Source organism: Micromonospora sp. NPDC005686, assembly GCF_042871665.1.
Lineage (GTDB): Bacteria > Actinomycetota > Actinomycetes > Mycobacteriales > Micromonosporaceae > Micromonospora.
Genome location: NZ_JBIAIY010000001.1, coordinates 80544 through 100933 on the forward strand (window position 1 = coordinate 80544; position 20390 = coordinate 100933).

General features: G+C 74.1%; 21 protein-coding genes. 12 read left to right on the forward strand and 9 right to left on the reverse strand.

The genetic code is table 11. From position 1 onward, the window contains the following. The first annotated feature begins 19 nt into the window (after window positions 1-19). Window positions 20-787, forward strand: a complete 768-nt coding sequence (hisF, locus tag ACFYON_RS00395; RefSeq protein ID WP_091420714.1) for an imidazole glycerol phosphate synthase subunit HisF — start codon at window positions 20-22, stop codon at window positions 785-787. 12 nt (window positions 788-799) lie between these two features. Here hisF and ACFYON_RS00400 read toward each other — a convergent pair whose 3' ends face one another. Continuing rightward, window positions 800-1258 carry a hypothetical protein gene (locus ACFYON_RS00400; protein ID WP_354870219.1) on the reverse strand — a complete coding sequence of 153 codons (459 nt, stop codon included), beginning with the start codon at window positions 1256-1258 and terminating at the stop codon, window positions 800-802. 116 nt (window positions 1259-1374) lie between these two features. Next, the gene (locus ACFYON_RS00405; protein ID WP_354870222.1) at window positions 1375-2010 is read right to left on the reverse strand and encodes a hypothetical protein; all 636 of its coding nucleotides are present in this window, start codon (window positions 2008-2010) and stop codon (window positions 1375-1377) included. Window positions 2011-2068: 58 nt separating this feature from the next. On the opposite strand from ACFYON_RS00405, the gene ACFYON_RS00410 reads away from it, so the two are divergent. Together ACFYON_RS00410 and ACFYON_RS00415 are read left to right on the forward strand one after the other, a co-directional pair. Then, window positions 2069-3520, forward strand: coding sequence for a PLP-dependent aminotransferase family protein (locus ACFYON_RS00410; protein ID WP_354870225.1), 1452 nt, complete (start codon window positions 2069-2071; stop codon window positions 3518-3520). Between the two features lie 109 nt (window positions 3521-3629). Further along, window positions 3630-4901, forward strand: coding sequence for a low temperature requirement protein A (locus ACFYON_RS00415; protein WP_354870315.1), 1272 nt, complete (start codon window positions 3630-3632; stop codon window positions 4899-4901). Window positions 4902-4962: 61 nt separating this feature from the next. On the opposite strand, the gene ACFYON_RS00420 is transcribed toward ACFYON_RS00415, so the two are convergent. The 3 genes from ACFYON_RS00420 to ACFYON_RS00430 all read right to left on the reverse strand — a co-directional run bounded on the left by ACFYON_RS00420 (window position 4963) and on the right by ACFYON_RS00430 (window position 7767). Continuing rightward, the gene (locus tag ACFYON_RS00420) at window positions 4963-6789 is read right to left on the reverse strand and encodes a long-chain fatty acid--CoA ligase (protein WP_354870227.1); all 1827 of its coding nucleotides are present in this window, start codon (window positions 6787-6789) and stop codon (window positions 4963-4965) included. Between the two features lie 139 nt (window positions 6790-6928). Then, window positions 6929-7099, reverse strand: a complete 171-nt coding sequence (locus tag ACFYON_RS00425) for a hypothetical protein (RefSeq protein ID WP_387320413.1) — start codon at window positions 7097-7099, stop codon at window positions 6929-6931. Between the two features lie 38 nt (window positions 7100-7137). Further along, a complete protein-coding gene (locus ACFYON_RS00430) occupies window positions 7138-7767 on the reverse strand; it encodes a TIGR03085 family metal-binding protein (protein WP_354870232.1) in 630 nt (209 codons plus the stop codon). A 191-nt stretch (window positions 7768-7958) separates the two neighbouring features. Here ACFYON_RS00430 and ACFYON_RS00435 point away from each other — a divergent pair, with 191 nt between their 5' ends. Continuing rightward, entirely contained in the window at window positions 7959-9827 is a 1869-nt protein-coding gene (locus ACFYON_RS00435) for an ABC transporter ATP-binding protein (protein ID WP_387320415.1), read from the forward strand. Next, on the forward strand, window positions 9824-11605 hold the full coding sequence (locus tag ACFYON_RS00440) for an ABC transporter ATP-binding protein (protein ID WP_354870235.1): 1782 nt from the start codon (window positions 9824-9826) through the stop codon (window positions 11603-11605). Before ACFYON_RS00435 ends, ACFYON_RS00440 begins: the two co-directional genes overlap by 4 nt. Before the next feature lie 14 nt (window positions 11606-11619). On the opposite strand, the gene ACFYON_RS00445 is transcribed toward ACFYON_RS00440, so the two are convergent. The 3 genes from ACFYON_RS00445 to ACFYON_RS00455 are packed head-to-tail and all read right to left on the reverse strand — an operon-like array spanning window position 11620 to window position 13687. After that, complete coding sequence (locus tag ACFYON_RS00445; protein ID WP_354870237.1) at window positions 11620-12216, reverse strand: TetR family transcriptional regulator; 597 nt, start codon at window positions 12214-12216, stop codon at window positions 11620-11622. Continuing rightward, window positions 12213-12968 (reverse strand): ABC transporter permease, encoded by a 756-nt coding sequence (locus ACFYON_RS00450; protein WP_354870240.1) that lies wholly within the window; start codon window positions 12966-12968, stop codon window positions 12213-12215. Before ACFYON_RS00450 ends, ACFYON_RS00445 begins: the two co-directional genes overlap by 4 nt. Beyond that, window positions 12965-13687, reverse strand: coding sequence for an ABC transporter ATP-binding protein (locus ACFYON_RS00455; protein ID WP_354870242.1), 723 nt, complete (start codon window positions 13685-13687; stop codon window positions 12965-12967). The genes ACFYON_RS00450 and ACFYON_RS00455 overlap by 4 nt, the downstream gene beginning before the upstream one ends. A gap of 110 nt (window positions 13688-13797) precedes the next feature. Here ACFYON_RS00455 and ACFYON_RS00460 point away from each other — a divergent pair, with 110 nt between their 5' ends. The 4 genes from ACFYON_RS00460 (at window position 13798) to ACFYON_RS00475 (ending at window position 16787) form a co-directional block, all read left to right on the forward strand. Next, complete coding sequence (locus ACFYON_RS00460; RefSeq protein WP_354870245.1) at window positions 13798-14187, forward strand: MerR family transcriptional regulator; 390 nt, start codon at window positions 13798-13800, stop codon at window positions 14185-14187. 82 nt (window positions 14188-14269) lie between these two features. Beyond that, window positions 14270-14683, forward strand: a complete 414-nt coding sequence (gene hisI / locus ACFYON_RS00465; protein WP_354870247.1) for a phosphoribosyl-AMP cyclohydrolase — start codon at window positions 14270-14272, stop codon at window positions 14681-14683. Further along, on the forward strand, window positions 14680-16233 hold the full coding sequence (locus ACFYON_RS00470; RefSeq protein WP_354870250.1) for an anthranilate synthase component I: 1554 nt from the start codon (window positions 14680-14682) through the stop codon (window positions 16231-16233). The genes hisI and ACFYON_RS00470 overlap by 4 nt, the downstream gene beginning before the upstream one ends. Beyond that, window positions 16230-16787, forward strand: a complete 558-nt coding sequence (locus ACFYON_RS00475; protein WP_354870253.1) for a Trp biosynthesis-associated membrane protein — start codon at window positions 16230-16232, stop codon at window positions 16785-16787. Before ACFYON_RS00470 ends, ACFYON_RS00475 begins: the two co-directional genes overlap by 4 nt. Here the strand turns inward: ACFYON_RS00475 and ACFYON_RS00480 are convergent. Then, the gene (locus ACFYON_RS00480) at window positions 16780-17055 is read right to left on the reverse strand and encodes a hypothetical protein (RefSeq protein WP_354870255.1); all 276 of its coding nucleotides are present in this window, start codon (window positions 17053-17055) and stop codon (window positions 16780-16782) included. The two genes, ACFYON_RS00475 and ACFYON_RS00480, sit on opposite strands and share 8 nt — an antisense overlap. Window positions 17056-17498: 443 nt before the next feature. Between ACFYON_RS00480 and trpC the strand changes: the two genes are divergently transcribed. From trpC to trpA, 3 genes are read left to right on the forward strand one after another with little or no spacing between them, the layout of a single operon-like run. Further along, a complete protein-coding gene (gene trpC, locus ACFYON_RS00485; RefSeq protein WP_354870319.1) occupies window positions 17499-18302 on the forward strand; it encodes an indole-3-glycerol phosphate synthase TrpC in 804 nt (267 codons plus the stop codon). A gap of 35 nt (window positions 18303-18337) precedes the next feature. After that, window positions 18338-19564, forward strand: a complete 1227-nt coding sequence (trpB, locus tag ACFYON_RS00490; protein ID WP_354870258.1) for a tryptophan synthase subunit beta — start codon at window positions 18338-18340, stop codon at window positions 19562-19564. A 4-nt stretch (window positions 19565-19568) separates the two neighbouring features. Then, complete coding sequence (gene trpA / locus ACFYON_RS00495; protein WP_354870260.1) at window positions 19569-20372, forward strand: tryptophan synthase subunit alpha; 804 nt, start codon at window positions 19569-19571, stop codon at window positions 20370-20372. Window positions 20373-20390 lie beyond the last annotated feature (18 nt).

A 20390-nucleotide genomic window follows, 5' to 3' on the forward strand; every position in this document is an offset into this window, starting at 1 on the left:
CGTTCGTTAGGCTCGGGGCATGACGGTGGCGGTACGGGTCATCCCGTGTCTGGACGTGGACGCCGGGCGCGTGGTCAAGGGGGTCAACTTCCTCGACCTGCGCGACGCCGGCGACCCGGTGGAGCTGGCGGCGGCGTACGACCGGGCCGGCGCGGACGAGCTGACCTTCCTCGACGTCACCGCCTCGTCCAGCGACCGGGGCACCATGCTCGACGTGGTACGGCGTACCGCCGAGTCGGTCTTCATCCCGCTCACCGTGGGCGGTGGTGTCCGCCAGGTCGCCGACGTCGACACGCTGTTGCGTGCCGGGGCGGACAAGGTCGGCGTGAACACCGCCGCCATCGCCCGTCCGGAGCTGATCGCCGAGATCGCCGACCGGTTCGGCCGGCAGGTGCTGGTGCTCTCGCTGGACGTGCGCCGCGCACCGGACGGCACGACGCCGAGCGGCTTCGAGGTGACCACGCACGGCGGGCGGCGGGGCACCGGCCTGGACGCGGTCGAGTGGGCGGCGCGCGGCGCCGAGCTGGGTGCGGGCGAGATCCTGCTCAACTCGATGGACGCCGACGGCACCAAGGCCGGGTTCGACCTGCCGCTGATCCAGGCGGTTCGCGAGGTGGTCGACGTGCCGGTGATCGCCAGCGGCGGCGCGGGCGAGGTGGCCCACTTCCCGCCGGCCATCGGCGCGGGTGCGGACGCGGTGCTCGCGGCGAGCGTCTTCCACTTCGGCGAGCTCACCGTCGGCGAGGTCAAGGACGCGCTGCGCGGCGCCGGGCACCCGGTGCGCTGAGGCGGCGGTCCCTTACCGGCCGGAGTGCTCCTCGGGGGAGCGGCGCGGCATCGGGATCGACCGGACCACATACTCCTGCACGGCGGCGGCGTGGTCGTCCTCGTCGAGGTGCCACTCGGACTCGGCGGGCGGGTGCCGCCGGGTCAGCACGCCCTGCACCGTGTCCACGGTGGTGCCGAGCCCGGCGCTGGGCCGGGTGCGCCAGAGCCGCTCACCGTCGGGGGTGACCCGGAACCAGCCGTCGGCGACGCTGACCAGACCCGCGCCGACCAGCCGCCGGACCGCACCCTCCACCTCGTGCCGTTCCGGGATCGCCTGGTTGAGGTGGTCGGCGGTGGAGAGGATGTCGGCCAGCCGGACACCCTCCGGCCTGCGTGTCGCGGCGGCCCGTCGGTGCCGGCCGGCGCCACTGGCGATGACCAACGCGACGAAGATCCAGGCGTCGCTCCAACGCCATCCGTTCTCCCCCATGCAGGAATGATGCCCGGCCTCGACGGCGGAGGAAACACCTGGTTTCCCGCTTGTGTGTCGCCGCAGCTCAACGCGTTGTGCGGCGTCCCGGTCCGTGGCGGTCGGCCCGGCGTCGGTCACGTAGCGTAGGCGCCATCCACCGGCCGCGGCGGCAGCGCGAAGACCGGGATGAAGAACTGGGCCAGCGGGCCGATGGTCAGCGCGTACGCCACGGTGCCGAGACCGACGGTGCCGCCGAGCAGCCAGCCGAGGCCCAGCACGGTGACCTCGATTCCGGTGCGGACCAGCCGGACCGAGAAGCGGGGACGGCGGGCGACGAAGCCGGTCATCAGGCCGTCGCGCGGCCCCGGACCGAGCCCGGCGCCGAGGTAGAGCCCGGTCGCGGCGCCGTTGGCGACGATCCCGGCGACGAGCAGCGCGACGCGGGCCGGCATGCCCTCCTCGGGCGGCAGCACGGCCAGGGTGGCGTCGACGACCAGCCCGATCACCACGACGTTGCTGACCGTGCCGAGGCCGGGTCGCTGCCGCAGCGGGATCCAGAGCAGCAGCACGAGGGCGCCGACCGCGATGGTGACGGTCCCGAAGGACAGGCCGGTCTGCCGGGCCAGCCCCTGGTGGAACACGTCCCACGGGTCCAGCCCCAGCTCCGAGCGGATCATCAGCGCCATGCTCAGGCCGTAGAGGACCAGCCCGGCGTAGAGCTGGGTGAGCCGTCGTGCCGGCCGGTGCCGGAGATTGCCAAGCTGTGCCACGCATGCCACCCTAGGTGCCAATCATGGTCATCAAGGGTGCCAATTTCGGGGGTGTGGCATGACCAGTCAGGTGCGCGGCGCCCAATTGGCGCGACTCCTCGGTCAGTGGCACGCGCTGCCGGGCCGCCGGCGCAGCCCTGACTACGCCGCGCTCGCCGGCGCCGTCCGCGGGTTGCTCGCCGACGGGCGGCTCCCCCTCGGGGTACGCCTGCCGGCCGAGCGGGAACTGGCCGAGGCGCTGCGGATCAGCCGGACCACCGTCACCGCCGCGTACCGGGAACTGCGGGAGAGCGGCCACCTGGCCAGCCGCCGGGGCGCGGGCAGCTGGACCATGCTGCCCGGCGGGCACCGGGTGGCCAGCACCGGGCTGTGGACGCCGCTCGACGACCGCGACATGATCGACCTCGGGGTGGCCGCGCTGTCCGCGCCCCCGCAGCTCGTCCCCGCCGCCCGGGCCGCGGCCGAGGACCTGCCCCGCTACCTCAGCGGCGCCGGCTACCACCCGACCGGCATCATCGAGCTGCGCGAGGCGGTGGCCCGCGGGTACACCGAACGGGGCCTGCCCACCAGCCCGGAGCAGATCATGGTCACCAACGGCACCCAGCACGCGCTGGACCTGGTGCTGCGGCTGGCCCTGTCGCCCGGCGGCGCGGTGCTCGTCGAGTCGCCCACCTACCCCAACGCGCTGGCCGCGCTCTCCGCCCGGCGGGCCAGGATCGCCACGCACGGCCTGTCCGACGAGGGCTGGGACGCCGAACTGCTGCTGGGCAGCCTGCGGCAGACCCGGCCGAAGCTCGCGTACGTCATCCCCGAGTTCCAGAACCCGACCGGCCACCTGATGGCGGCCGACCTGCGCGAGCGGCTGGTCGGCACGGCCCACGCGGCCGGCACCGACCTGGTGGTCGACGAGTCCTTCGTCGACCTGCCGCTCGACGACACCACGCTGCCGCCACCGGTGGCGGTCTTCGACAGGCACTCCCGGGTGATCAGCATCGGCGGCATGAGCAAGCCCTACTGGGGTGGGCTGCGGATCGGGTGGGTACGCGCCTCCGCGCCCCAGGTGCAGCGGCTGGCCGCGGCCCGGGTCGGGGTCGACATGGCCAGCCCGGTGCTCGACCAACTCGTCGCCGTGCACCTGCTCACCGAGGCGCAGGCCATCGTCGCCGCCCGCCGGGCCCAGCTCGTCGCACAGCGCGACGCCCTGGTCGCGGCGCTCGCCGAGCGCCTGCCCGACTGGCGGGTGCGGGTGCCCGGCGGCGGCGTCACGCTCTGGGCCGAGATGGACGGCCCGATCTCCAGCGCGCTGGCCCGTGCGGCCGAGGAGGTCGGCGTACGACTGGCGCCCGGACCCCGCTTCGGCCTGGACGGGACGCTGGAGCGCTTCCTGCGGCTGCCCTTCACCCTGCCCGCCGGTGAGCTGGTGGAGGCGGTCGGGCGGCTCGCCGCGGTCCGTTACGACCTGGACCGCACCAGCCGCCCGCAGTGGCGGGAGCCGAGCGTCATCGCCTGACCCGGTCCGCCCGATCCGGTGGTGAAAGGTCCGAACCCCGGCTCCGGGGGGCCGCTGCCCGCAGACTGCGCGGGTGGGGAACGGGAGGGGAGTCCGCCGGCCGTGGACGGTGCGGCGCAGCGCGCCGGGCTCCCGCACGACCCGGCTTGAACTCTTCTACGACCTGGTCTTCGTCTTCGCGTTCCTGAGCGTCACCACGCTCACCGCCTCGGAGCTCACGCCGGTCAACCTCTACCGCTTCATGCTGGTGCTGGCGCTGCTCTGGTGGTCGTGGACCGGCTTCGCCCGGATGGGCAACGCGTTCCGCGCCGACCAGGGACTGCTGCCGCTGGTCGGCGTCGTCACCGTCGCGGCGACGTTCCTCCTCGTGCTCAGTACGCCCAGCGCGTTCGCCACCCGCGGGGACTGGCTGCCCGGGCCGCTGGTCTTCGCCGGGTGCTACTTCGTGATCCGGACCGCCCAGCTCACCGTCTTCGCCTGGGCCGACCGCGCCGACCCGGCCCGGCGCCGAGGGCTGCGGATACGCTTCCTGGCCCCGACCGTGGCCACGGTGCTGCTGGTCGTCGCCGGCACCCTGCCCGGGCGGCTGTCGCAGGAGCGGTTCGCGGTGGGGCTGCAGCTGGCGCTCTGGACCGTGGCGCTGCTGGTCGAGTACCTCGCCGGGACGATCCTGGGCCACCAGTGGTGGGTGGTGCTCTCGGCCGGGCACTGGGCGGAGCGGCACGCGTTGATCGTGCTCGTCGCGCTCGGCGAGTCGATCATCGCGCTCGGACTCGGTCCGAAGCGCGGACTGCCGCTCACCGGCCCGGTGGCGGTCGCCGCGCTGCTCGGCGTGGTGATCGTGGCGGCACTGTGGTGGGCGTACTTCGACACGCTCGCGTTCGCGCTGGAACAGGCGCTGCACCAGGCCCGGGACCGGGACGCGCGACTGCGGCTGGCGCGCACCGCCTACACGTTCCTGCACCTGCCGATGGTCGCCGGGATCATCCTGTTCGCCCTCGGGCTCAAGGACCTGCTGGCCGAGGCCGCCTCACCGGCGACGCCCGAGTGGGGCCCGCCACTGGGGACCTTCTGGGGCGGGATCCTGTTCGGTGGCATCGGGCTCTACCTGCTCAGCCTCGCCGCGTGCTGGTGGCTGGCGGAGCGCCGGGTGCGGATGCCGCTGCTGGTGACAGTGCTGGTGCTCGTCGCCGCCGTACCGGCCGTCGCCCGGCTCCACGAGCTGAACGCGCTCGTCGTGCTGGCGGTGCTCACCGGCGCCGGCATCGCCTGGGAGACCCGGGGCGAGGGTGGGCGCCGGGGCCGGGTGCGCCGGCTCGCGCTGGAGGAGCAGGTCGCCGCCGAGGCCGAGCAGAGCCACTGGCGCCAGGAACACCTGTGACCGGCGCGGCCGTGCCCCGGGACGGTGGGGCACGGCCGGCGCGACCGGGTGACGGTGCGGGCTACAGCTCGGCGAGCGTGCCCTCGTACATCTTGTCGATCTCGGAGGAGAAGTTCGTCTCCACACTGCGGCGCTTGATCTTCAGCGACGGCGTGACCTCGCCGTCCTCGATGGTCAGGTCACGGGGGAGGATCGTCACCTTCTTGATCGTCTCCCAGCGGTTGAGCCTGGCGTTCAGCTCGGCCACGTGTCCCTCGACCATCTCCCGCGCCTGCGGCGAGGTGACGATCGTGGTGTAGTCGCTGCCCTCCAGCGGGGTGCCGGCGGCCCAGCCCTTGATCGCGTCCGGGTCGAGCGTGACGAGCATGGTGCAGTAGTTGCGCGCCTGCCCGATCACCACCGCCTGCGAGGTGTACGGGCACACCGCCTTGAACATGCCCTCGATGTGCGACGGCGCGACGTACTTGCCGCCGGACGTCTTGACCAGGTCCTTCTTCCGGTCGGTGATGCGCAGGTAGCCGTCGGCGTCGAGCGTGCCGATGTCGCCGGTGCGGAAGAAGCCGTCCTCGGTGAACGCGGCGGCGGTCTCCTCCGGCAGGTTGTGGTAGCCGCGCATGATCGGCTTGCCGCGCAGCAGGACCTCACCGTCGGTGTCGATCCGGCACTCCAGGTCGCCCATGGCCCGGCCCACGCTGCCGATCTTCAGCCCGTCGGGCGGGTTCACGAACGCGCCGGCGCTGGTCTCGGTCAGCCCGTAGCCCTCGGAGATGGGCAGGTTGGCGGCGGCGAAGAAGGTGGCGATCTCCTTGCTCAGCGGCGCCGCGCCGGAGACCAGCACCCGCATCTGGCCGCCGAGCCGGGCCTGGAGCTTGCTGAACACGAGCTTCTCGGCCAGCGCGTACTTCATCCGCAGCCCGGCCGGGACCGGCTTGCCGGCCTGCTCCAGCGCGACCTTCTCCTTGCCGACCCCGACGCCCCAGGCGAAGATCTTGGCCTTCGCACCGCCCGCGCCCTGCGCGGTGGTGACCGCCTTGTTGTAGACCTTCTCGAAGACCCGGGGCGCGCCGCACATGAGCGTCGGCTGCACCACGCCCAGCAGGTCGACGAGCTTGTCCACCCGGCCGTCGACGTACGTGGGCAGGCCGACGTGGGTGGCGCCGCAGAGCAGCGTCTTGCCGAAGGAGTGCGACAGCGGCAGCCAGAGGTATTGCAGGTCGTCGACGCGCAGCAGGCCCAGGTCGGCCTGCGCCACGCCCTCCCAGCACCAGCCGCCGTGCAGCAGCTCCACGCCCTTCGGGCGGCCGGTGGTGCCCGAGGTGTAGATGAGCGTGGCCAGGTGGTCCGGGCCGATGCCGGCGACCAGCGTGTCGATCAGGTCGGGCTCGGCGCTCAGCGCCGCGGCGCCGCGCTCCTCCAGCTCGGCCAGGGTGAGCTGCGGAACGGGCGCCGCCGGGTCGGGGGCGCCGTCGAAGAGCACCACGTGGGTCAGCGCGGGCAGGTCCGCCCCGGCGATCTTCGCCGCCTGGGCCGGGTTCTCCGCGAACAGCACCCTCGAGCCGGAGTCGGCGATGATGTAGACCGCGTCCTCGGGCTCGGTGGTGGGGTAGACGGTGGTGGTGGCACCACCGGCGCACATGATGCCGAAGTCGGCGAGCACCCACTCCAGGCGCGTGTTGGCCAGGATCGCCACCGGGTTCTCCAGGCCGACACCGAGCCCGTGCAGCCCGGCGGCGATCGCCTTGGCGCGCTGCCCGACCTGCTCCCACGTCAGCCAGACCGGGCCCGAGTCGTCGGGTGCGGGGTGGGCGAAGGCGTGCCGGTCGGGGGAGTCCGCCACGCGCTTGAGGAACATGTCGGGTACGGAACGGTACGGTACATCGAGAGCCATCGCTGTAGCCGCCTTCAGGGGTGGAGGGACGTGACGGGGGTCACGTCGGTCTGCGGTTACCGAAGGGTATTGCCTGCACCCGGCCAGCGGCTAGCCCTGATCGGCCGGGTAGTCCCCGGTCCCGCGTGCTGGAAGCGACTCAGGCGTACCGGCCGGCGGCACGGGGCCAGTCGTCGGTGGCCCGGACCCGGTCGCGGCGGGTGTCCCGGAGGGCCCGCGTCCCCTCGTCGGCGCGGGCGCTCGGTGCCGCGTCCCGCTCCGCGTACGCGGCCAGGGAGGGCGTGACGGCTGCCGATGTATCGGCGTCCACTTTCGACTGTCGGTGGGTGAACGGTCACCGCACTCCGGTCACAGGCCCAGTTCGGCGGTACGCAGCCGCTCGGCGCTCCCGGCCGGGCCGTCCACCTGCACCCGGGCCACCCGCTGCCGTCCGGTGAGGAACAGCACCAGCTCGCCCGGCGCGCCCACCACCCGCAGCCGTTCGCCGCCACCGCCGGCCCGCAGTTCGCCGTGCCCCGGCGCCTGCACCAGCACCTCGGCCGGGAACCGCCGCAGCGCCATCCGGGCCAGCAGGGACGCGTGCTTCCACAGCACCGCCTGCTGCCCGGCCGGCAGGTCGCGCGGGTGCCAGCCCGGCTGCGCCCGTCGCACGTCCTCGTGGTGGATGAAGAACTCCATCCCGTTGGCGAGCTCGTCGGTGAGGGGGTTGCTCACCGGGCTCCATACCGGGGGACGGCGTACCCGGGCGATCAGGTCGGCGTACGGCCCGGCGGCGATCCGCTTGCGGACCGACTCGCCGTAGGCGCGCAGCGGGGGCAGCAGGATGCCGCCGGCCGCGTCCGGCCGGCGCTCCCGCACCAGCAGGTGCGCCGCCAGGTCACGGGTGGTCCACCCCTCATTGACAGTCGGTGCGTCCGGTCCCAGTTCCAGCATCAGGTCGGCGAGCGCGTCGCGCTCCGCTCGGGCGTACCGCGGCATCCCCTGATCGTAGGCCCGTCCCGGCCGATCGGCGCGCCACGCCCGGCCGGACCACGCCGCGCAACCGATCCAGCCGCCGTCCGCCCAGCTCTGTGCGAACGTGACGGCGGACATACCCCGGCCGGGTCGGCGCGAGCGCCGAGGAGCGGTAAGGATGGGGGAGAAAACTGCGGCTTACGGCGGGGGAGAGCGTGGCGAGCGGGACAAGTCGGGACGTGCTCGGCAGAGGGATACGGGTGCTCGGCCGGGCCATCCGGGAACAGCCGCGGATCTTCGCGGTCGCGGTCAGCGGCAGCGTGCTGTTCGGCCTCCTGGTGATCGCGAGCGCGTACGTGGTCGGCGCGGTGATCGGCGAGGTGGTCGTGCCGGCCGTGGAGCGCGGCGAGGTGGCGGGCGGGGCGCTGGCGCTGGCCGCGACCGCACTGTTCGGCATCAGCGTGCTGCGGGTCGTCGGCATCTTCGGCCGCCGCCTCGGCGCCGGCTACATGCAGTACCGCCTCCAAGCCGCCTACCGCCGCCGGGTCACCCGCCGCTACCTGGAACTGCCGCTGGCCTGGCACCACCGCAACTCCACCGGCACGCTGCTGTCCAACGCCAACTCCGACGTCGAGGCCGCCTGGTACCCGATCGCGCCCATGCCGTTCGCGGTCGGCACGCTGGTGATGCTCGTCGGCGCGGTGGCCTCGCTGTTCTTCACCGACTGGGCGCTGGCCCTGGTCGGCCTGACGGTGTTCCCCGCGCTGTTCGCGCTCAACGTGGTCTACTCCCGCCGGATGGCGCCCCGGCAGGCCCGGGCGCAGCGGTTGCGGGCCGAGGTCAGCGGCATCGCCCACGAGAGCTTCGACGGCGCGCTGGTGGTCAAGACGATGGGCCGGGAGGCCCAGGAGACGGCCCGCTTCGCCTCCCGCGCCGGTGAGCTGCGCGACGCGCTGATCTCGGTCGGCCGGCTGCGGGGCGTGTTCGACCCGATGCTGGAGACGCTGCCCAGCCTCGGCACGCTCGCCGTGCTGGTGGTCGGCGCGGTGCGGCTGCGGCAGGGCGCGATCACGGTGACCGAGCTGGTCAGCGTCGCGTTCCTGTTCACCGTGCTGGCCTTCCCGGTCCGCGCCATCGGCTGGGTGCTGGCCGAGCTGCCGCGCAGCGTCGCCGGATGGGACCGGGTCCGCCGGGTGCTGGACGCGACCGGCGAGATGCCGTACGGCACGAGGACGCTCGACCCGGCCACCCGGGAACCGGCCACGCTCGCCTTCGACGACGTGCACTTCGCGTACGAGCCGGCAGAGGCGCACCTGCCCGGTGCCCAGGTGCTCGGCGAGGTGACGTTCACCGTGCCGGCCGGGAAGACGGTCGCCCTGGTCGGCCCCACCGGCGCGGGCAAGTCCACGATCACCTCGCTGGCCGTGCGCCTGGTCGACCCGGGCGCCGGGCGGGTGACGCTGGACGGCGTGGACGTGCGGGAGCTGGCCGCCGCGTCGCTGGCCGAGACGGTGGCGCTCGTGGCGCAGGTGCCGTTCGTCTTCGACGACACGGTCCGGGCCAACATCGCGCTGGACCGGGCCGGTATCGGCGACGACGAGGTGTGGGCGGCGCTGCGGCTGGCCGAGGCGGACGGCTTCGTGGCCGCGCTGCCGGACGGGCTGGACACCATGGTCGGTGAGCGGGGCACGTCGCTGTCCGGCGGACAGCGTCAACGGCTGACGCTGGCCCGGGCGCTCGCCGGGCGGCCCCGGCTGCTGGTGCTCGACGACGCCACGAGCGCCGTCGACCCACGGGTCGAGGCGGCCATCCTGGCCGGTCTGCGCGCGCCGACAGACGGCGGCGCCCCGGCGTCCATCCTGGTGGTGGCGTACCGCCGGGCGACGATCGCGCTCGCCGACGAGGTGATCTACGTGGAGCAGGGCCGGGTGGTGGCGCGCGGCACCCACACCGAGCTGCTGGCCGGCGTGCCCGGCTACGCCGACCTGGTCACCGCGTACGAGCAGGCCGAGCAGGAACGCGAGCAGAATCGGACGTACGACGAGGTCACGCCGATGACCTCGGGCCTGGAGGTGGACCGGTGAGCACGACCACGGGGGAGAACGCCGAGGCCACCGAGACCACCTGGCAGACGCTGCGGCGTGGGCTGGCACTCTCTCCGGAGCTGCGCACCGGACTCGCCGGCACGCTGGCGCTGGCGCTGGTCTACATGGTCGGCCGGGTGGCCGTGCCGGTGGCGGTGCAGCGCGGCATCGACCACGGCATCGTCGGCGGCCCCGACCTGAACGTCATCTCACTCACCGTGGCGATCACCGCCGGGGTGCTGGTGATCACCACCGCGTGCGGCTACCTCATGATGCGCCGGCTGTTCACGGTGAGCGAGACCGCGCTGGCCGGGGTGCGCACCCGGGCGTTCCGGCACGTGCACGACCTGTCCATGCTGCACCAGCAGTCCGAGCGGCGCGGTTCGCTGGTCTCCCGGGTCACCAGCGACGTCGACCAGATCACCCAGTTCCTCCAGTGGGGCGGCGTGATCCTGATCGTCAACCTGGGCCAGTTGCTGGTCACCACCGTCGTGATGCTCGCGTACTCCTGGCAGTTGACGCTCGTGGTGCTCGTCGCGTTCGCGCCCGCGGTGCTGGTGATCCGGCGGTTGCAGAGCCGCCTCGCCGGGGCGTACGGGCTGGTGCGGCAGCGCACCGGCACACTCCTCGGCGCGATCGGCGAGAGCGTGGTGGGCGCCCCGGTGATCCGGGCGTACGGCGTCGCCGGGCGCACCGCGCGGCGGCTGGACACGGCCATCGACGGGCAGCGGGTGGCCCAGCAGCGGGCCATCCGGATCAGCATCATGGGCAGCTCGGTGGGGGAGCTGGCCGCCGGGCTGGCGCTGGCCGGCGTGGTGGTGGTCGGGGTCAGCCTCGGCGTCGACGGCACGCTGACGGTCGGCCAGCTCACCGCGTTCCTGTTCCTGGTCACGCTGTTCATCCAGCCGGTGCAGATCGCCACCGAGGTGCTGAACGAGGCGCAGAACGCGATCGCCGGCTGGCGCCGGGTGCTCGACGTGCTGGACGTCTCCCCGGACGTGGCCGACCCGGGCGAGCAGGGTCGGGAGCTGCCGTCCGGGCCGCTGGACGCCCGGTTCGCCGGTGTGACGTTCGCCTATCCGGGCGGGCCGCCGGTGCTGCACGGCGTGACGCTGGACATCCCGGCCAAGAGCCGGGTGGCGGTGGTGGGCGAGACCGGAAGCGGCAAGACCACGTTCGCCAAGCTGCTCACCCGGCTGATGGACCCCACCGAGGGCGCGGTGCTGCTCTCCGGGGTGGACCTGCGCCAGGTGCGCTTCGACTCGCTGCGCTCCCGGGTGGTGATGGTGCCGCAGGACGGCTTCCTGTTCGACGCCACGGTCGGGGAGAACGTCCGCTTCGCCCGCCCGGACCTGACCGACGAGCGGCTCACCACCGCCTTCACCGAGCTGGGCCTGTCCGACTGGCTGGACGGGCTGCCGTCCGGGCTGGACACGCCGGTCGGTGAGCGCGGGGAGGCACTGAGCGTCGGCGAGCGGCAGCTCGTGGCGCTGGCCCGGGCGTACGTCGCGGACCCGGACCTCCTGGTGCTGGACGAGGCGACGAGCGCCGTCGACCCGGCCACCGAGGTCCGCCTGCAGCGGACGCTCGACGCGGTGACCCGGGGCCGGACCACACTCGCCATCGCGCACCGGCTGTCCACCGCGCAGGCCGCCGACGAGGTGATCGTGGTGGACCGGGGCCGGATCGTGCAGCGCGGCCCGCACGAGGAGCTGGTCCGCGACCCGGACTCGGTGTACGCGCTGTTGTACGCGTCCTGGCTTGAGCAGACCCGCTGATCCTGGCGGGTCCGTCAGGTCAGGTCGCCGGTGAGGTAACGCTGGACCGTCGGGCCGACGGCGGCCACCAGCGTCGCCGGCTCGGCGGTGGCCACCGCGTCGAGGCGGAGCACGTACCGCATCATGGCCAGCCCGGCGAGCTGGGTGGCGACCAGCCCGCCGCGCAGCGCGCGCTGCGCCGGGTCGGCGTCGAGATGGTCGAGCACCCGGCGCAGCACCTGCGTGACCAGGAATTCGCGCAGCAGCCGGGCGGTCCAGTCGTTGCTCACCGCCGAACGCAGCAGCGCCACCCCGGCGCTGCCGGCGGGGGAGTCCCAGACCTGCAGGAACACCCGGACCAGCCGCTCGCCGACGCCGTCCGGGTCGCCCGCCAGCACCGCCGGCAGCAGCCGCCCCGGGTCGGCCGGGAACGCCGTCGCGGCCCGGAACAGCTCCTCCTTGCCGCCGAAGTAGTGGTGCACGAGCGCCGGGTCCACGCCGGACGCGGTGGCGATGGCCCGGATCGACGCGGCGTCGAAGCCGCGCTCGGCGAACGCCTCCCGTGCCGCGGCGAGGATGGCCTCGCGGGTGTCCGGGTTGCCGGGCCGCCGCCCGGTGCGCCGCGCGTTCACCCGCTGCGCCGGCGCAGCGTCGCGGCGGCCAGCACCAGCGCCGCCACCGCCGCGCCGGCCACGATCGCCACGTCCCGCCACATCGTCCCGGTCGGCTCGGCGTGCGCGCCGACCTCCTGCAACGCCTCGACCGCGTACGACAGCGGCAGCGCGTCGCTGACCGCCTGGAGCCAGCCGGCCATCTCGCCGCGCGGCACGAACAGGCCGCACAGCAGCAGTTGCGGGGCCACCACCACCGGCATGAACTGGACCGCCTGGAACTCGGTGCGGGCGAACGCCGAGCAGAACAGCCCGAGCGCCACCGCGAGCACCGCGTTCACCCCGGCGATCAGCACGACCAGCCACGCGCTGCCCGCGGTCTCCAGACCGAACACCTGGTACGCGACCACCGATGCCACAGTCGACTGGAGCACCCCGGCCAGGCCGAACGCGATGCCGTACCCGAACAGCAGGTCGAGCTTTCCCAGCGGCGTGGTGAGCAGGCGCTCCAGCGTGCCGGTGGTGCGCTCGCGGAGCATGGCGATGCTGGTCACCAGGAACATGATGATGAACGGGAAGAAGCCCAGCATGATCAGGGCCACCCGGTCGAACGTGCCGGGCGCGCCGGGCGGGGCGGGCTGGTCGACGTACATGAAGTAGACGAGCGTGAGAAGCACCGACGGCACCACCACGAGCAGCGCCACGGTCCGCCGGTCGTGCCGGAGCTGGCGCAGGATGCGCCCGGTGGTGGCGGCCAGGATCCGTCCGTTCATCGCGCCTCTCCCTCGGCGTCGCGGATCAGGCGCAGGAACGCCTCCTCCAGGTCGTCGGTCCCGGTGGCGGCGCGGACCGCCGCCGGGGTGTCGTCGGCGATCAGCCGGCCCTCGCGGATCAGCAGCAGCCGGTCGCAGCGGGCGGCCTCGTCCATCACGTGGCTGGAGACCAGCAGCGTGGTGCCGTTCGCGGCCATGGCGTGGAACCGGGCCCACAGGTCGGCCCGCAGCACCGGGTCCTGGCCGACGGTGGGTTCGTCGAGGACGACCAGCTCCGGTTCGCCGACGAGCGCGCAGGCCAGCGAGGCGCGGCTGCGCTGGCCGCCGGAGAGCGTGCCGACGAGCTGGCCGGCGGCGGTGGCCAGGCCGACGTCGGCGACCGCGCGGTCGGCCTCGGCGCGGCCCCGGCCCTGGAGCACCGCGAAGTAGCGGGCGTTCTCCCGCACCGTCAGGTCGGCGTAGACGCTCGGCGCCTGGGTCAGGTAGCCCACCCGGCGGCGAAGCTCGGCCGAGCCGGCCGGGCGGCCGAGCACCTCCACGGCGCCGGCGCCGATGGTCTGCACGCCGACCACCGCGCGCATCAGCGTGGTCTTGCCGCTGCCGCTGGGCCCGAGCAGCCCGGTGACGCTGCCCCGGGGCACCGCGCAGGTGATGCCGTGCAGCACCCGCCGCCCGCCCCGGTCGACCACCAGCTCGCGGACCGACACCGCGTCGTCCATGCTCGCCTCCGTCAATTCATCATCCGTTGAACTCAACGGTAGGTGAATTCCGCGTCCACGGCAATGAGGGACTTGACTTCGAGCGTGCTCGAACTGGAAGCCTGGAGGGCGTGGACATCAGCACGCGGGAGATGAGCCTCACCGTGGGTGAGGCGGCGGAACGGGTCGGCCTGACCACCTACACGCTGCGCTGGTACGAGCAGGAGGGCCTGGTGGGCCGCGTCGGGCGGGACTCGTCCGGCCGCCGGCGCTACACCGAGTCCGACGTCAACTGGCTGTTCCTGCTCACCCGGCTGCGGCGCACCGGGATGCCGGTGCGCGACATGCGCCGCTACGCCGAGCTGGCCCGGCACGGGGACAGCACGCTCGGCGCGCGACGGGCGCTGTTCGAGGCGCACCGGGCCCGGGTGCTCGCCCGGATGGCCGAGCTGTCGGAGGACCTGAAGGTGCTCGAATACAAGATCGACGCGTACCGCCGGGCCGAGGAGGAATCCGGCTGAACGCCTCTGCCGGGGGTGCGAGTGGCCCGTCTCCCGGGACACGTCGGCGCGGCCCGGGCCGCGTGCGGGAGAATGGTCAACCGTGCCCGCCCCTGACGCGCCGCTGACCGGCGCCCCCGCTCCCGGACCGGCCCGCCCGTCCCGGCTCGACCCGGCCATCGCCGCGAAGCTCCGCCGCACCCCGGACGGCCTGGTCGCCGCCGTGGTCCGCGCCCACGACTCGGGCGAGGTGCTGATGGTCGCCTGGATGGACGACGAGGCGCTGCACCGCACGCTCACCACCGGGCGGGCCACCTACTGGTCGCGCAGCCGCGGCGAGTACTGGGTCAAGGGCACCACCTCGGGCAACCACCAGTACGTGCGCTCGGTCGCGCTGGACTGCGACGGCGACGCGCTGCTGGTCGGCGTGGAGCAGGTCGGCGCGGCCTGCCACACCGGGCAGCGCACCTGCTTTTTCACCGAGCTGCCGGTCAGCTCCCCGGAGGCGACCCCGTGACCGACGGCACCGTCCATCCGGACCGGTCCACCTTCGCCGACCTGGCCGCCCGCTGGCGGGTCGTGCCGGTGACCCGGCGGCTGCTCGCCGACGCGGAGACGCCGGTCGGCGTCTACCGCAAGCTGGCCGGCGGTCCCGGCACGTTCCTGCTGGAGTCCGCCGAACAGGGCGTCGGCTCGGCCGGCACGGCCTGGTCGCGCTACTCGTTCATCGGCGTACGCAGCAGCGCCACGCTCACCGAGCGCGACGGCGCCGCGAGCTGGACCGGCACGCCGCCGGCCGGCGTGCCCACCTCCGGCGACCCGGTCACCGTGCTGCGCGAGTCGGTCGCGGCGCTCGCCGGGCCGGCCTTCGACCCCGCCGGTGACATGCCGCCGCTGACCGGCGGCCTGGTCGGCTACCTCGCGTACGACCTGGTGCGCCGCTTCGAGCGCCTGCCCGAGCTGACCGAGGACGAGCTGGACGTGCCCGAGCTGGGCATGATGCTCGCGACCGACCTGGTGGTCCTGGACCACTACGAGGGATCGGCGATCCTGGTCGCCAACGCGGTGCTGCCGCCGCTGGACACCCCCGGCCGGGCCGAGCGGGTCGAGGCCGCGTACCACCACGCCGTCGGCCGCCTGGACGCGATGACCTCAGCGCTGTCCCGACCGATTCCGCCCATGGTCTCGACGGTCGGCCGGCCCGGCGTCGGCGAGGTGGTCAGCCGCACCCCCGAGGGCGGCTACCCGAAGGCGGTGGAGACGGCCAAGGAGGCGATCCGGGCCGGCGAGTGCTTCCAGATCGTGCTCAGCCAGCGCTTCGAGCGCCCCACCGACGCCGACCCGCTCGACGTCTACCGGGTGCTGCGCACCACGAACCCCAGTCCGTACATGTACCTGCTGCGCTTCGACGGCTTCGACATCGTCGGCTCGTCTCCGGAGGCGCACCTGAAGGTCAGCGCCGGCCCGGACGGGCGGCGGCGGGCGCTGCTGCACCCGATCGCCGGCACCCGGCCGCGCGGCGGCTCCCCGGACGGCGACGCCCGGCTCGCCGCCGAACTGCTCGCCGACCCCAAGGAACGCGCCGAGCACGTGATGCTCGTCGACCTGGGCCGCAACGACCTGGGCCGGGTGTGCCGGCCGGGCACCGTCGAGGTGCCCGAGTTCGCCACCATCGAGCGCTACAGCCACGTCATGCACATCGTCTCCACAGTCGTCGGCGAGCTGCGCGACGACCGCACCGCGTTCGACGCGCTGGCCGCGACGTTCCCCGCCGGGACGCTCAGCGGGGCGCCCAAGGTGCGTGCCATGGAGATCATCGAGGAGCTGGAGCCGGTCCGGCGCGGCGTCTACGGCGGCACCGTCGGCTACTTCGCCTTCGGCGGCGACCTGGACATGGCCATCGCGATCCGTACCGCGCTGATCCGCGACGGCCGCGCCTACGTGCAGGCCGGGGCCGGCATCGTGGCCGATTCCGACCCCGCTGCCGAGGACCGGGAGACGCGGAGCAAGGCCGCCGCCGTCCTCGCCGCCATCGCGGCCGCCGAGACCCTGCGGGCGGCCCGGTGAGCGCGCCCGGCGCCATCGCGCCGCCGGCCCGCGGCCGGCGCGAACTGGCGTACGCGGTGCTGCTCTGCCTGGCCGGCGCGGGCCTGGCCTGCTGGGCGGTGACCCGGACCTGGTCGGTCGAGGTGACCGCCCGGGGGTCGCTGCCGTCCGGGCGGGCCGAGCGCACCGGCACGGACCTGCTGCCCTGGGTGCTGGCGCTGACGTACGTCGGACTCGCCGGCGGTGGCGCGGTGCTCGCCACCCGGGGGCGGCTGCGCCGCCTGCTGGGTGTCCTGCTGGCCGGAATCGGCGTGGCGGTGGCGGTCGGCGGCGGGATCGGCCTGACCGAGGCCGGGGTGAGCCGGCAGTGGCCGGCGCTGGTGCTGGCCGGCGGCCTGGCCCTGGCGGCCGGCGGCGCGTTCACCGCGCTGCGCGGCGACGGCTGGCCGGCGATGGGCGCCCGGTACGAGCGGCGGCCCGCCCGGGCGGACGAGCCCGGCCGTCCGGCGGTCGAGCGCGGCACCCGGGACGCGTGGGACGCGCTGGACCGGGGCGAGGACCCGACGGTCAGCTGACCGGCTGCGCCTCGCGGGCGTCGCGGCGCCGCCGGGCCGCGGCGCGCGCGGCGGTCAGCTCGGCCACCAGCCGCTCCAGCTCGCGGCGCTGTTCGGCGCGGGCCCGGTCGGCGCAGACCGCCTCCCAGGCGTTGCCCCGGGCGGTGCGCATCCGGCCGTCACCGGCCACCGCGCGCTCCAGCGTCTCCACCACGCCGACGGCGAGGGAGGCGACGGTACGGGAGATGGTGGTCAAGTCGATGCCCTGGGTCGGCCCGTTGGCGCTCATGGTCACCCCACACGAGATCGTTTGCGACGGTCGGCAGCCGCCGGCGTCGAGTGTGCCCGACGACGATGCTTCCGGGCACACGTTTCGCCGTCGTGAAGCACAGGTCAACGGTGTGGCACCGGGTACGACCTGGGCAGGGCCGGAGGTCCTTGACCTTGGTCACAGCCGCCCGCCGGAGCCCGTCCTGCGGGCCCGGAACGATCGTGGTGAGATAGGGATGGGTGACGGTCGATGCCATCGGTGGCGCTGCGTGACATGGTGTTCACCGCAAGTCGGCCATCATGCCACAGCCCATGTCGTGAGGTGCGCCATACCCCCGGCACTCGTCGCCAGGTGGCGCCCCCTAGCATCGGCCCATGACGCCCGGAGAGGGGAGTCCGTTGGTGACTGCTGAGCATGCGCACGCGGAGGGGGACGACGCCGGAGCGGCGCCGTCCGCAGGGGTGCTCGACGAGATCCTGGCCGGCGTGCGCGAGGACGTGGCCCGGCGCCAGGAGCAGATTCCGCTGGAGCGGATCCGTGAGCTGGCCGCCGCCGCGCCACCACCGCTCGACGCGTACGCGGCCCTGCGCCGGCCCGGCGTGGCCGTGATCGCCGAGGTGAAGCGCTCGTCGCCGTCCAAGGGGCGGCTGGCCGAGATCGCCGACCCGGCGGACCTGGCCGGTGACTACGCGGCAGGTGGCGCGCGGGCGATCAGCGTGCTGACCGAGGGCCGCTGGTTCGGCGGGTCGCTCGACGACCTGGCGGCGGTGCGGGCCGCGGTGAACGTGCCGGTGCTGCGCAAGGACTTCGTGGTCTCCAGCTACCAGGTGCACGAGGCGCGCGCGCACGGCGCCGACATGGTGCTGCTGATCGTCGCCGCGCTGGAGCAGAACGCGCTGGTCGGCCTGCTGGAGCGGATCGAGTCGCTGGGCATGACCGCGCTGGTCGAGGTGCACACCGAGGAGGAGGCGGACCGCGCCCTGGAGGCCGGCGCGCGGGTGATCGGCGTGAACGCACGCGACCTGCGCACGCTCGAGGTCGACCGCTCGGTGTTCGAGCGGATCGCGCCCGGCCTGCCCAGCAGCGTCGTCAAGATCGCCGAGTCCGGGGTGCGCGGTCCGCACGACCTGATCCGGTACGCCTCCGCCGGCGCCGACGCCGTGCTGGTGGGCGAGGGCCTGGTCACCCAGAAGAGCCCGCGCGAAGCGGTCGCCGAGCTGGTGAACGCCGGTAACCACCCGGCCACGCCCCGCCCGGTGCGCTGAGCCGCCGGGCCACCCGATCCGAGAGGACGCCCGCGATGAGCGCCGCACCCGCAGCCGGCCAGGTCCCCGACGCCGCCGGTCACTTCGGCCGGTTCGGCGGCCGGTTCGTCCCCGAGGCGCTCGTCGCCGCGCTCGACGAGCTGGACGCGGCATACCGCAAGGCGATGGGCGACGAGGGGTTCCTCGCCGAGTTCGACGCGCTGCTGCGCGACTACGCGGGCACGCCCTCGCTGCTGTACGAGGCCCGGCGGTTCTCCGCGCAGATCGGCGCGCGGGTCCTGCTCAAGCGGGAGGACCTCAACCACACCGGCGCGCACAAGGTCCGCAACGTGCTGGGCCAGGCGCTGCTCACCAAGCGGATGGGCAAGCGGCGGGTCATCGCGGAGACCGGCGCCGGCCAGCACGGCGTCGCCACCGCCACCGCCGCCGCGCTGTTCGACCTGGAATGCGTCGTCTACATGGGCCAGGTGGACACCGAGCGGCAGGCGCTGAACGTGGCCCGGATGCGGATGCTCGGCGCCACTGTCGTCCCGGTGACCGCCGGCTCGCGCACGCTCAAGGACGCGATGAACGAGGCGATGCGGGACTGGGTCGCCAACGTCGAGGAGACCCACTACCTGATCGGCACCGCCGCCGGCCCGCACCCGTTCCCGGAGATGGTCCGCGACTTCGTGCGCGGCATCGGCGTGGAGGCCCGCCAGCAGTGCCTGGACCTGACCGGCACGCTGCCGGACGCGGTCGCGGCGTGTGTCGGCGGCGGCTCCAACGCGCTGGGCATCTTCCACGCGTTCGTGCCGGACGCCGGGGTCCGCCTCTACGGCTTCGAAGCCGGCGGCGAGGGCGTCGACAGCGGCCGGCACGCCGCCAGCATCACCGGCGGCTCGTCCGGCGTGCTGCACGGCACCCGCACGTACGTCCTGCAGGACGCCGACGGGCAGACCATCGAGTCGCACTCGATCTCGGCCGGCCTGGACTACCCGGGCGTCGGGCCGGAGCACGCCTGGCTGCACGACACCGGCCGGGCCACCTACCTGCCGGTCGACGACGCGGACGCGATGGCCGCGTTCGAGCTGCTGTGCCGCACCGAGGGCGTCATCCCGGCGATCGAGAGCGCGCACGCCCTCGCGGGCGCCCGCGCCATCGCCCCCCGGCTCGCCGAGGAGCTGGGCCGGGAACCGTTGATCGTGGTCAACCTGTCCGGCCGGGGCGACAAGGACGTGCACACCGCCGGCGCGTACTTCGGCATCCTCGACAAGGAGTGACAGCGTGAGCCGCATCGGGGTCGCCTTCGACAAGGCGCGGGCGGACGGACGGGCCGTCCTGGTCGGCTGCATGCCGGCCGGCTTCCCGACCGTCGAGGGCAGCATCGCCGCCATGAGGGCCATGGTCGAGGCGGGCGTGGACGTCATCGAGGTGGAGATCCCGTACTCCGACCCGGTGATGGACGGCCCGGTCATCCAGAAGGCCAGCGACATCGCGCTCGCCGGCGGCGTCCGCGTCGCCGACGCGCTGCGCGTCGTCGAGGCGGTCGCCGCGACCGGGGCGAGCGTGGTCACCATGACCTACTGGAACCCGATCGAGCAGTACGGCGTGGACGCGTTCGCCCGCGACATGGCCGCCGCCGGTGGCACCGGCCTGATCACGCCGGACCTGATCCCGGACGAGGCCGCCGAGTGGCTGGCCGCCTCCGACGCGCACGGTCTGGACCGGACGTTCCTGGTCTCCCCGTCCTCGACCGACGCGCGGCTGCGGATGACGGCCGGGCACTGCCGCGGCTTCGTCTACGCCACGGCGATCATGGGCGTCACCGGCGCCCGCGCGCAGACCTCCGAGGCGGCCCCGGTGCTGGTCTCCCGGCTGCGCGAGGTCACCGACATCCCGGTCGGGGTGGGGCTGGGCGTGGGCACCGGCGCGCAGGCCGCCACCGTCGCCGGGTACGCCGACGCGGTGATCGTGGGCAGCGCCCTGGTCCGCTGCGTGCTGGACGCCCCGGACCAGGCCGCCGGCCTGACGGCCCTGCGCAAGCTCAGCGCCGAGTTGGCCGAGGGAGTCCGCGCCCCCGTCCGGTGACCCGGGCGAAGCAGAAGA

Excerpts from the sequence above, each read along its gene's own strand:
- ACFYON_RS00455 (WP_354870242.1), bottom strand. The coding sequence starts at position 13,687 with ATGGACGACGCGGTGTCGGTCCGCGAGCTGGTGGTCGACCGGGGCGGG.
- ACFYON_RS00410 (WP_354870225.1), top strand. The coding sequence starts at position 2,069 with ATGACCAGTCAGGTGCGCGGCGCCCAATTGGCGCGACTCCTCGGTCAG.
- ACFYON_RS00400 (WP_354870219.1), bottom strand. The coding sequence starts at position 1,258 with ATGGGGGAGAACGGATGGCGTTGGAGCGACGCCTGGATCTTCGTCGCG.
- ACFYON_RS00450 (WP_354870240.1), bottom strand. The coding sequence starts at position 12,968 with ATGAACGGACGGATCCTGGCCGCCACCACCGGGCGCATCCTGCGCCAG.
- ACFYON_RS00420 (WP_354870227.1), bottom strand. The coding sequence starts at position 6,789 with ATGGCTCTCGATGTACCGTACCGTTCCGTACCCGACATGTTCCTCAAG.
- ACFYON_RS00480 (WP_354870255.1), bottom strand. The coding sequence starts at position 17,055 with ATGAGCGCCAACGGGCCGACCCAGGGCATCGACTTGACCACCATCTCC.
- ACFYON_RS00430 (WP_354870232.1), bottom strand. The coding sequence starts at position 7,767 with ATGCCGCGGTACGCCCGAGCGGAGCGCGACGCGCTCGCCGACCTGATG.
- trpB (WP_354870258.1), top strand. The coding sequence starts at position 18,338 with ATGAGCGCCGCACCCGCAGCCGGCCAGGTCCCCGACGCCGCCGGTCAC.
- hisF (WP_091420714.1), top strand. The coding sequence starts at position 20 with ATGACGGTGGCGGTACGGGTCATCCCGTGTCTGGACGTGGACGCCGGG.